Consider the following 9,670-nt stretch of genomic DNA (forward strand, 5'->3'; position numbering starts at 1 on the left):
AAGTACTCGGTTCTTCTATTAATGAAATACAGAAATAAAGAGTAACTATGTTTAATTAACAATGCCAAATTTATTACTTTTAAGAAAAAAGTTAAATACTGAGTTTATGGAGATCAGTCCGTCAGACCTAACTGTTTCCATGCTTCTTCAATATGCATGGAACGCATTCCGAGCTTTCTCGCAGGTATTATCTCGTTTTCGTAAGAATCCCCTATTGACATGACACATTTGGGTTCGAATTCAAGACCCATCCTTTTGAGCGCAGCCATAAAAAGCCTGAGGTCAGGTTTCTTGTACCCCACATCCGATGAGAAGATCACAAAGTCGAAATAATCATAAAGTCCCAGGAACCTGAGTTCCAGTTCGGAAAAAACTCTCTGCCCGTTGGAGATTATGCACTTTGGCACGTTTATATAATGTTCAATTAGTCTTATGCTTTGAGGGAAAAGACGGAGTTTTCGCATAGAAGCTGCCCGAAAAACCCTGGATACCTCTACTCCAAGGCTTTTTTCATCGATTACCCATATCGAGTTTTCCTTGCAGATCTCTGCAAAAATTTCCTCTACCCTGACTTCAGGATATATCTCTCCGGAGTGCTCCATTATATCCCTTACTTTAAACATGTAAGTATCCCACAGTTTTTTCGGCTCTATTTTCACCCCCTCGTAGGCAAGCCATGCGCTTACGACCTCATATGTTTCCAGGTTGTGTTCCTCAGAGTGGATATCAATAAGGGTCTGGTAACAGTCAAAGATAACTCCTTTTATATGGCAGCTCTCAAATGCCTCCTCCCCTTTTATGGGAGAATGGCTCAGAAATGTGACCTTGCCTTCTCTTGTTTCAGATTCATGATTCTCCGACATGCTCTTGCCTCCACTATCCCCTTTTACTTGATTGCCTTTTACTTTTAATTGCTACCTCTAATTAATTGCTTTTAAGCACTCGCCTGCTTCTCTGATAAGATAATTTTTATAGTTACCCTGATGAAGCCTCGCCGAACGAAGGAGTCCTATACTCATGAAAAAAGGCAAAACTCCGGTAACATAGGTAAAATCCTTTTCACCCCTGCTATATTCCCAGAGAAAGTTCCCTATATACGGTTCGGCCTTCCAGCCTCCCCCTTTATGCAATTCGAACTCATTTTTAAGTTCTGCAGTGAGAATCCCGAGATCTCTTACAGGGTGCGCCTGGGACCAGGAGCTTTCAAAATCAAGTGCATAAGGCGTATCTTTACAAAATATGTAATTCGAGGGAGTGACGTCCCTGTGAACCATACAGCCGTATTCCCTGTCGAGCAAGGGACTGTACCACCATTGTCCAAGCAGCTTATTGAAATTCTCTCTTGTGTCATGATCCAGTTTCAGATGGTCCAGCACTTCATGATAGTTTCGGAATTCATTTTCCTTATTGTAGGAGGACTTCGTATTGTCGTGGAGCTGTCTGAGCATATGCGCAATTGCTGCAAGTCTTTCATAGAGTGTTTCTTCATGCTTGAAGTACCAGTCCAGAGATTTACCAGGTATATGTTCGGTTACAAGGACACAATTGAACTTTTTATTGACTGCAAGAGGCTTTGCAACATTTATTATCGAAGCCGCCTTTTTAAGGTTCCGATACTCATTTATCATGCCTTTGTAGGGATTGTAATCTTTCAGCCGTCCGGTAGGTTCGGCAAAAAATTTTGCCATTACGCTGAAATGTTCGCCTTTGAACTGATATCTACAGACAGTGTGGGAGGAGTTGTATTTAAAAACATTAACCGAACATTGCTTATTCTGAAGCCGGTGCCCCACAACGTCTTCAACAAGCCAGTCCCTGAAAGGATCCCCAGGACTTAAAGTATTAACATGGCGAAATGCCACCTCAAATTACCCCCATTTTCCAAAAACACTCCCACAGTTGTATATTTTGTCCTGCAATAGATCTCTCATTTTTGTCCTGCAATAGATCTCTCATTTTTGTCCCGCAATAGATCTCTCATCTTGAGTTGATATTATGATAATAGTAGCCGCCAATTTTACGTTTTGATTCTCAATACTGGCAGCAGTATACTATAGTCTGGATATATTATATTATTATTGGTGTTCAACTGTAAGGATCTTATTCCCGTCTCTCAACTTCAGGTCCGCCGATACCGGCCTTATTATTATATCCTCTTTCCTCCCAGTATCCCCTGTAAGGCGAGTCGCTGAGTTCAATTCTTACGATCCATTTCGCCCATTTGTACCCGTATTTGCCTTCGGCTACAAGCTGAAGAGGAAAACCTCTCTCAGTAGGCAAGATCACATCATTGAGTCCGTATGCGAGGATAATGTCGTTTTCTAATAAATAATCCGTGTCAAAAGAAGTGGAATAGCCATCAGCGCTGTAAAATATGACAGTTGTGGCATTTTTGAAGGCTCCTGTTTCTGCAAAAAGGTCAGCCATTTTTACTCCTGTCCACTTTGCGGTAAAACTCCAGCCTTCCACGCAGATCAGATCCACTACTTTCGAAGTCTGAGGTAATCCGGTTACTTCTTCATAGGTGAAATTCCGGGGATTTTCTACAAGGCCGTCGACCTGAAGCCTGTAGCTCTCCCTATCAATATATTGTGTTCCTTTGATGGCGTTATTCCGCTGTTGTGCAATCGGAGTTAGCTCTTGCCCCTGGTAAGAAAGAATTTCAGTCTGGTTATCATAGGTTTCTGGCTCCCCCCTTTCAGAAATACAACCTGAAAGAGCAATAAAAATAACTGAAAGAATCAGGAATAAGTGGATAAGTTTCATGTATTTGCTTTCCTCCCTCAACTATTTTCCTTACAGTTCTTTCTTGAAAATATGCATTCGACACGAATAAATGATTATTTATAAAAGAAAACTCTAAAGTTGTGATCTGGATAAACGACAATAGCCAGGCTTCGATTTTCATAGAGCTGTTAGCGTGATTAAACTCTATAATGAAATCCCGGATTCTTGTAAATGGCAAATAGTTGAGCCACTTAATAAAGGGTGGTCAAATGATCAGAAATATTATATCCGAACTGCAGATGGAAGAGAATTATTACTCAGAGTAGCGGACATCTCGCAATATGAGAACAAGAAACAGGGTTTTGAAGCAATAAAACAGCTTGATAACCTTGACATTTTGATCTCGCATCCAGTCGATTTCGGAATTTGTAATAACGGTCAATCCGTATATTCTTTACTAACCTGGATTGCAGGGAAGGATGCAGAATATCTTCTTCCGGAGCTGAACAGCAAATATCAATACCGGCTCGGTGTTAGAGCGGGCGAAATATTAAGAATTCTGCATCAAGTTCCTGCTGCAAAAAATCAAATATCATGGTCGGAGCGTTTCAATAAAAAAATAAACAGAAATATCACCGATTATGAAACTTGCGGAATTCGCCTGGAGGGAGCAGATAAAATAATTGAATACATCGAACAAAACCGATGTCTATTGAAAAATCGCCCTCAGTGTTTTCAGCATGGGGACTATCATGCCGGAAATATGATTGTTACAAAGTCCGGAGAGCTAGGAATCATTGATTTCAACAGGCTTGATTATGGTGACCCCTGGGAAGAGTTTAATCGCATTACCTGGTGTGCAGATGTAAGTGCCGTATTTGCATCAGGACGTATAAATGGATATTTTCATAATAATGTGCCCGCTTTATTTTTCAGATTAATGGCTTTATATATTGCGAGTAACCAGCTTTCATCAATTCCCTGGGCAATTAAATTCGGACACAAAGAGGTCAGCACGATGCTCAGACAAGCCGAAAATGTTTTGAAATGGTATGACGGATTTCAAACATGCATCCCAAAATGGTATATCTCCAACTCTATTGAATGAGTAATCACATAGTTATAACCTGAAGGAAAAACGCCAGTAAGGTGACAAGCTTACAGAAAAATAAATTTAAAAAATAATTATCTGAAGAAGTTAAGAAAATAATAGAAGTTAAGAAAATAATAGAAGTTAAGAAAATAATAGAAGTTAAGAAAATAATAGAAGTTAAGAAATACTGAAATTTAATGAAGCCTGAGATGTTTCAGGCCTCATCGTATCCGATTTCTTCTTTTGTAAGGTAACAGGCAGGATCGTCTGCCCAGACATCTCCGTATACGGCTTCGGCTCGCACCCTAAAATTCCCGTTGCAAACGTCTAACCATTTGCATCTGGCACAGCGGTCAGCGTTAGCCTGGATAAGGGGCTTCCTGTGCTTAAGCCCTGCCATAAGCTCGTCACTCTGGTCGGTCCAGATCTCACTGAACGGGCGTTCCCGTATATTTCCAAAAGAGTAATGTCTCCAGAACTGGTCTGCATGTACCGAACCGTCCCAGGATACGCATCCGATACCTATCCCGGAGGAATTTCCTTGATTCATGGAGAGCAGTTCGAATACCTCTGCAGCCCTTTCAGGGTTTTCTTTAAGGAGTTTCATGTACAGATAAGGACCGTCGCAGTGGTTGTCCACGGTCAGGACTTCAGCAGGGAAACCCTTTTCGTGCAGTTTTTTTGTCCTCTCGAGTATCAGGTCTACAGCCTTCCTGGATTCCTCGAGGGAGAGATCTTCACTTACCATTTCCGAACCCCTGCCTGCGTAAACCAGGTGATAGAAACATATTCTTGGAATTTTATCCTCTTCAAGAAGGTCAAAGATCGCAGGAATATCTCTGACGTTTTGCTTATTGATGGTAAAACGCAAGCCCACCTTTATGCCTTCTTCCTGGCAATTGTGGAGGCCTCTGAGAGCTGCATCAAATGCTCCTTTCATCCCCCGGAAGCGGTCATTTGTCTCCCTTATCCCGTCCAGAGAAACTCCCACATAAGAGAGTCCAACGTCCTTTAACTTTTTTGCCATGTCCCGGTCTATGAGCGTCCCGTTTGTAGAAATTACAGCCCTCATTCCTTTTTCCCGGGCATAGGCGGCAAGTTCAGGCAGATCTTTTCTCAGGGTCGGTTCCCCTCCGGAAAAAAGAATTACCGGACTTCCGAAATTTGCAAGGTCATCGATAAGAGCCTTACCTTCCCCCGTCGAAAGCTCGTTTTCAAATTCGACGTCTTTTGCCTGTGCATAACAATGGACGCATTTCAGGTTGCAGCGGCGGGTCATATTCCAGACCACTACAGGCTTTTTGTCTTTTGAAAATTGTAGCAGGTGAGAGGGAAGTTTCTTCGATTCCCTTCCATAACGGAGGGGGTCAGAAGGTTCCACGGTTCCGCAGTATAGTTTTGAAATGCCTATCATGTCGATCCTTCAAATTTAAAATTGTTTTTTAAATCTTAAGTATTATTTTTTGAACCGATTTTTCAGGGCAGGCTTTTATTTATCGGTATTTATTGGCCTTAAATTCCTCAAAACCGGTTTTTAATGGCTTTTAATAACGCTTCGAAAGTGAACTCGTCGGGAATTACGTTTGCCTCGACTCCATGTTTCTTCAGGGTATTTCCTGTCGGAGTCCCTATTGCACCTACAACTACCCTGTCAAGGATCTCTTTTATAGTTCTCTCTGCTCCCAGCTGTTCCGCATGCTTCATAAAGCCTTTAACCATCATTGAGCTTGTAAAGGCAAAAGCGTCCACTTCCCCTGCAAGGGTGCGTTCTATCAGCTTTTTCTGAACAGCTCCTTCGGGAATACTGAGAGTATACACATGAGTCTCATAAACCGTAGCTCCGCATTTTTCGAGCCCTTCTATCAAGACTTTGGCTCCAAAGGCGCTCCTTGCAAGGTCCACTGTTTTCCCTTTTACTTCGGGGCAGAGAGCCTCTACAATTCCCTCAGAGCTGTAGTCTCCTGGCAAAAAGGGGTTGTCAACTCCTATTTTTAGAAGTTCTTTTTCCGTATTAGGACCAATTGCGATTACCCGGCTTTTTTTCAGCGCTGTAATAAAGTGTTCTTTTTCGGTTTCAGAGAGCTTGTCCAGGGTAAAAGTTATTCCGTTTGCACTGGTAAAGACCACGTAGTCAGACGTTTCGGCAAGGACTCTTTGTACGAAGGGCTCAAAACCTTCATCTTTCATGCCTTCAAGCTTGATCATAGGGGCATATATCGGCTCAAAGCCATAATCCCGGGCAAGCGACTCCGATTTTTCCCTGTAGCTTTCCGGCCTCATGATTGCGAGAACTGGTATTTTTGCCTTCGTCTCTTCTCCTGTCATATCCTGATCCCTCCGAATGTGTTAAAAGTCAGTCCCTGTATGCTGCTCCCCAAGGATGTTATGAAGGTTGACCACGTCTCCTACGACTGTGATGGCAGGAGCCTTCACTTTTCGCTCTTCTGCCAGATTGGCGATATTTTCTAGAGTTCCTACTGTTACCCGCTGGTCAGGGCGGGTTCCTCTCTCTATGACCGCAACCGGGGTTTTTGGATTCTTGCCGTGCTTCATGAGCTCTTCGGTATTTCGCCTGAGCATCTTTACGCCCATAAAGACCACAAGAGTTCCCTCAAATTTTGCAAGGGTCTCCCAATCAAGTCCGCTCTCCTCCTTCGTGGGATCTTCGTGTCCGGTTATGAAAGTGACCATAGATGTGCTTTCCCTGTGGGTTACCGGAATTCCCGCATAAGCAGGCACTGCAATTGCAGAAGTGATTCCTGGCACGATTTCGAATTCGATGCCTTCTGCTACGAGCACCTCAGCTTCTTCGCCTCCCCTTCCGAATACATAGGGGTCCCCTCCTTTCAGCCGGACCACATTCTTACCTTCTTTTGCTTTCTGCACAAGCACTTTATTGATTTCGGACTGAGTCATCATGTGGTTGCCAGCATATTTTCCAACGTCGATTTTTTCCGCACTTTCCGGCATTGAGCCCAGGATAGCTTTTCCCGGAAGCTGGTCGAAGACGATGACTTCTGCACTGTCTATGAGCCGGCGGGCTTTCAGAGTAAGGAGTTCGGGGTCTCCGGGACCCGAACCCACAAGGTAAACTTTTCCGTAATTTCCTGACATATGAAGAGGTTCCTTTATGATTTTTGAATAGAAATGTGTAATCTGGAAAAGGTTAACGAGTTTTTAGAATATATAATATGCTGAAAATAGAGACAAAATTTGTGCATTTGTGTTTGCACTCTGTAAATCCAAAACTTCTGTATTCTTTTTATTTTTACAATCTGAAAATTTCCGGTCTTCGGGTTTTCATTAGCTGGGAATCTGGAAGTTCGTGGATATATTATCAAGAGCATTTTTCTAAAATTTTGGAGAAATTTACGATATGAATTTAAAGTTACGTTGACATTATCCAATTGTAGAAATGGTCTGAATTTTAAGACACGATCTAAGTTCCAATTCTTTGAGGCTTAATTGTTTTTAAGAGTAATCAGAATTGCGAAATTATCAAGCAAAACCTGATGAGCAGTAATCCATAAATAAGCGAAGTTTTTATTATTGGGTATCATGCTTCGCATAATTTTTCTTGGTACTGGAGGTTCTCTTCCGACCCGCAACAGAAACCCCTCCGCAGTAATGGTCAACAGGGAAGGGGAGCTCATCCTGTTTGACTGTGGAGAAGGCACCCAGCAACAGATGATGCGGGCAAAGACAGGGATGATGAGCCTGTCCTCTATTTTTGTCAGTCATTTCCATGCGGATCATTTCCTGGGAATTCCTGGCCTTATCCAGACCATGTCTTTCATGGGAAGGAAAGAGCCTCTTATGATCTACGGCCCGGAGGGAACAGGAGAATTTACGGAACTCTTTAAAGCTCTTGGTTATTTCAATCTTAAATACGAGGTTCGAGGCATCCAGCTAAAGCCCGGAGATATCGTAGAAGGAAGTGAATATGTGATCCGGGCTCTAAAGACCGAACATAGTATCCCCAGTCTGGGATATGCCCTTGTAGAAAATCCTCGCCCAGGGCGTTTCAACAGGGAAAGGGCAATCGAACTGGGCATTGCTCCTGGTCCTCTTTTCGCAAAACTTCAAAAAGGAAGCCCTGTAGAAGTTAATGGCAGATTCGTAAAACCCGAAGATGTGATGGGAGCCCTGCGGCCTGGAAGGACTGTTGTATATAGTGGAGATACCAGGCCCTGTGAGTCCGTCCTCGAAGCCAGCAGGGGTGCAGATGTGCTGATTCATGACGGCAGTTTTGCCGACGAAATGGCAGACTGGGCGCAAGAGTCCAAACATTCGACAGCAGGGGAAGTTGCAGCCCTCGCAAAAGAAGCCGATGTCAAGAAACTGATCCTCACTCATATTAGTTCTCGCTATACAGATGACGCTGAACCCATCCTGACAGATTCGAAAAAGATATTTGAGAACGTAATTGTAGCCGAGGACCTGATGGAAATTGAAATCCCGTACATCAAGGAATGAGCCTTTTGATTTGAGATTAAAAGAGAAAAGACGGACTATTCTGAAAAAGAAGCTGTCAAAGAGGGTTCTAAAAACTCAAAAGTTCTTTAAAGAGAGTTATAAAAGTTATTGGGGTTTTCTATCTGGAAAGTGCAGCAGAAAAGAAATAGGTAGCAGAAATAATCTGCATTGTTAGTAGAATCTGATCAACTCAAACAAGAGTCCAATCCAGCTGTTTATCTTCTGCATCGTAGAGTGTAACTTTCATTGTTTTGTCTTCGACCTCGTAGACAGGCTTGATACCTAAATAGAGCGTCTCGCCGTGGCTAATATTCAGTTCGCCATTCACTCTTCCGAAGTATACCCTGCCTCTCGTACCGTTTTCTTCTACTGTTATACCTTTCCAGACCAGGTTCTGGATTACGCTTATAACTCTACACTCAAACCGGTCGACTTCACGTATCTCATTCATGGAAATCCCTTTTAATGCTTAGTTCATATTTCATTATAGACCTTATTCAAATATGTTTCTGTTAGACAATAACGATTTTTATACATAAAACTATTCCCGGTTTTTCAGGAAAAGAAGTAAAGCATGTGAAAGCACGATACTTTTAAAATTAGTGCTTTAAAAACCGTGCTTCCTCATTAAGAAATTTATATTTTGAGAGGCCTACAATATAATATATTTTTTAATCTCCATTTATTTTGAGTAAATAAACGTAGGTGATCCATCAGTAATAGGTTGATATTTTTCATAACATTCACATACTTGCCTTCTGCACCTTATTTTCCACGCTATGTACGTTTTTCTGTATGCAGGTAGATTTAGAAAACAAATGTAGCTGAACAAAGTCCATTTTAAGATGAAACATCAACAAACTAATGGAGTACTACCGATGAATTTCAAATTGCGAAAATGGGAAAAATCCGATACTGAAAACTTTTTCAAATATTCCAACAATGCAAAGATTGCAGAAAATATGAGGGCTTCATTTCCTTCTACTTTAGAGGATAGCAAAACAACCGTAGAGAGTTTTAGCTGTAATGATGAAGCACAACAATGTTGCCGAGCAGTTATTGTAAATGGAGATGCTGTGGGATGTATTGCCTTATTCATTAAAAATGATGTTTATTGTAAGAGTGCAGAAATTGCATATTGGCTTGGTGAACCTTTTTGGGGCAAGGAGATTATGAGCAAAGCAATAAAACAGCTTTGCCAAATAGCTTTTGAACAGTATGATATTGTTCGGATATTTGCAGAGCCTTATGCACACAATATCGGCTCAAGAAAAGCCCTTGAAAAAGCCGGATTTGTTTTAGAGGGCATAATGAAGAAAAGTGTTTATAAAAATGGTAGATTCTTTGATTACTGCATGTATGCTCTTGTGAAAT

At 41.9% G+C, this 9,670-nt stretch carries 10 protein-coding genes; 3 read left to right on the plus strand and 7 right to left on the minus strand.

The genetic code is table 11. The annotated features are described in order from the left end of the window. Positions 1–113: 113 nt before the first annotated feature. From RG963_RS15540 to RG963_RS15550, 3 genes are all read right to left on the minus strand, one after another. Positions 114–863 (minus strand): HAD family hydrolase, encoded by a 750-nt coding sequence (locus tag RG963_RS15540; protein WP_310577190.1) that lies wholly within the window; start codon positions 861–863, stop codon positions 114–116. 57 nt (positions 864–920) lie between these two features. Next, complete coding sequence (locus RG963_RS15545) at positions 921–1,862, minus strand: phosphotransferase (protein WP_310577191.1); 942 nt, start codon at positions 1,860–1,862, stop codon at positions 921–923. A gap of 238 nt (positions 1,863–2,100) precedes the next feature. Then, on the minus strand, positions 2,101–2,766 hold the full coding sequence (locus RG963_RS15550) for a molybdopterin-dependent oxidoreductase (protein ID WP_310577192.1): 666 nt from the start codon (positions 2,764–2,766) through the stop codon (positions 2,101–2,103). A 154-nt stretch (positions 2,767–2,920) separates the two neighbouring features. On the opposite strand from RG963_RS15550, the gene RG963_RS15555 reads away from it, so the two are divergent. Next, entirely contained in the window at positions 2,921–3,835 is a 915-nt protein-coding gene (locus RG963_RS15555; RefSeq protein ID WP_310577193.1) for an aminoglycoside phosphotransferase family protein, read from the plus strand. A 199-nt stretch (positions 3,836–4,034) separates the two neighbouring features. On the opposite strand, the gene ahbC is transcribed toward RG963_RS15555, so the two are convergent. The 3 genes from ahbC to cobA form a co-directional block, all read right to left on the minus strand. Then, positions 4,035–5,234, minus strand: coding sequence for a 12,18-didecarboxysiroheme deacetylase (gene ahbC / locus RG963_RS15560; protein WP_310577194.1), 1,200 nt, complete (start codon positions 5,232–5,234; stop codon positions 4,035–4,037). Between the two features lie 107 nt (positions 5,235–5,341). After that, positions 5,342–6,145, minus strand: coding sequence for a uroporphyrinogen-III synthase (locus RG963_RS15565; RefSeq protein ID WP_310577195.1), 804 nt, complete (start codon positions 6,143–6,145; stop codon positions 5,342–5,344). A 21-nt stretch (positions 6,146–6,166) separates the two neighbouring features. Continuing rightward, positions 6,167–6,934, minus strand: a complete 768-nt coding sequence (gene cobA / locus RG963_RS15570) for a uroporphyrinogen-III C-methyltransferase (RefSeq protein WP_310577196.1) — start codon at positions 6,932–6,934, stop codon at positions 6,167–6,169. A gap of 444 nt (positions 6,935–7,378) precedes the next feature. Between cobA and rnz the strand changes: the two genes are divergently transcribed. Beyond that, entirely contained in the window at positions 7,379–8,296 is a 918-nt protein-coding gene (gene rnz / locus RG963_RS15575) for a ribonuclease Z (protein ID WP_310577197.1), read from the plus strand. A 190-nt stretch (positions 8,297–8,486) separates the two neighbouring features. Here the strand turns inward: rnz and RG963_RS15580 are convergent, their stop codons facing one another. Further along, positions 8,487–8,747 carry a hypothetical protein gene (locus RG963_RS15580; RefSeq protein WP_310577198.1) on the minus strand — a complete coding sequence of 87 codons (261 nt, stop codon included), beginning with the start codon at positions 8,745–8,747 and terminating at the stop codon, positions 8,487–8,489. A gap of 427 nt (positions 8,748–9,174) precedes the next feature. Between RG963_RS15580 and RG963_RS15585 the strand changes: the two genes are divergently transcribed. Further along, positions 9,175–9,670 (plus strand): GNAT family N-acetyltransferase (locus tag RG963_RS15585; RefSeq protein ID WP_310577199.1); only part of this gene is annotated, 496 nt, incomplete at its 3' end.

Origin of the sequence: Methanosarcina baikalica, assembly GCF_031461075.1 — an archaeon.
GTDB lineage: Archaea > Halobacteriota > Methanosarcinia > Methanosarcinales > Methanosarcinaceae > Methanosarcina > Methanosarcina baikalica.

Bases quoted from the DNA above. Each gene is read 5' to 3' on its own strand.
- RG963_RS15540 (WP_310577190.1), bottom strand. From the start codon at position 863: ATGTCGGAGAATCATGAATCTGAAACAAGAGAAGGCAAGGTCACATTT.
- RG963_RS15565 (WP_310577195.1), bottom strand. From the start codon at position 6,145: ATGACAGGAGAAGAGACGAAGGCAAAAATACCAGTTCTCGCAATCATG.
- RG963_RS15580 (WP_310577198.1), bottom strand. From the start codon at position 8,747: ATGAATGAGATACGTGAAGTCGACCGGTTTGAGTGTAGAGTTATAAGC.
- cobA (WP_310577196.1), bottom strand. From the start codon at position 6,934: ATGTCAGGAAATTACGGAAAAGTTTACCTTGTGGGTTCGGGTCCCGGA.
- RG963_RS15550 (WP_310577192.1), bottom strand. From the start codon at position 2,766: ATGAAACTTATCCACTTATTCCTGATTCTTTCAGTTATTTTTATTGCT.
- rnz (WP_310577197.1), top strand. From the start codon at position 7,379: ATGCTTCGCATAATTTTTCTTGGTACTGGAGGTTCTCTTCCGACCCGC.
- ahbC (WP_310577194.1), bottom strand. From the start codon at position 5,234: ATGATAGGCATTTCAAAACTATACTGCGGAACCGTGGAACCTTCTGAC.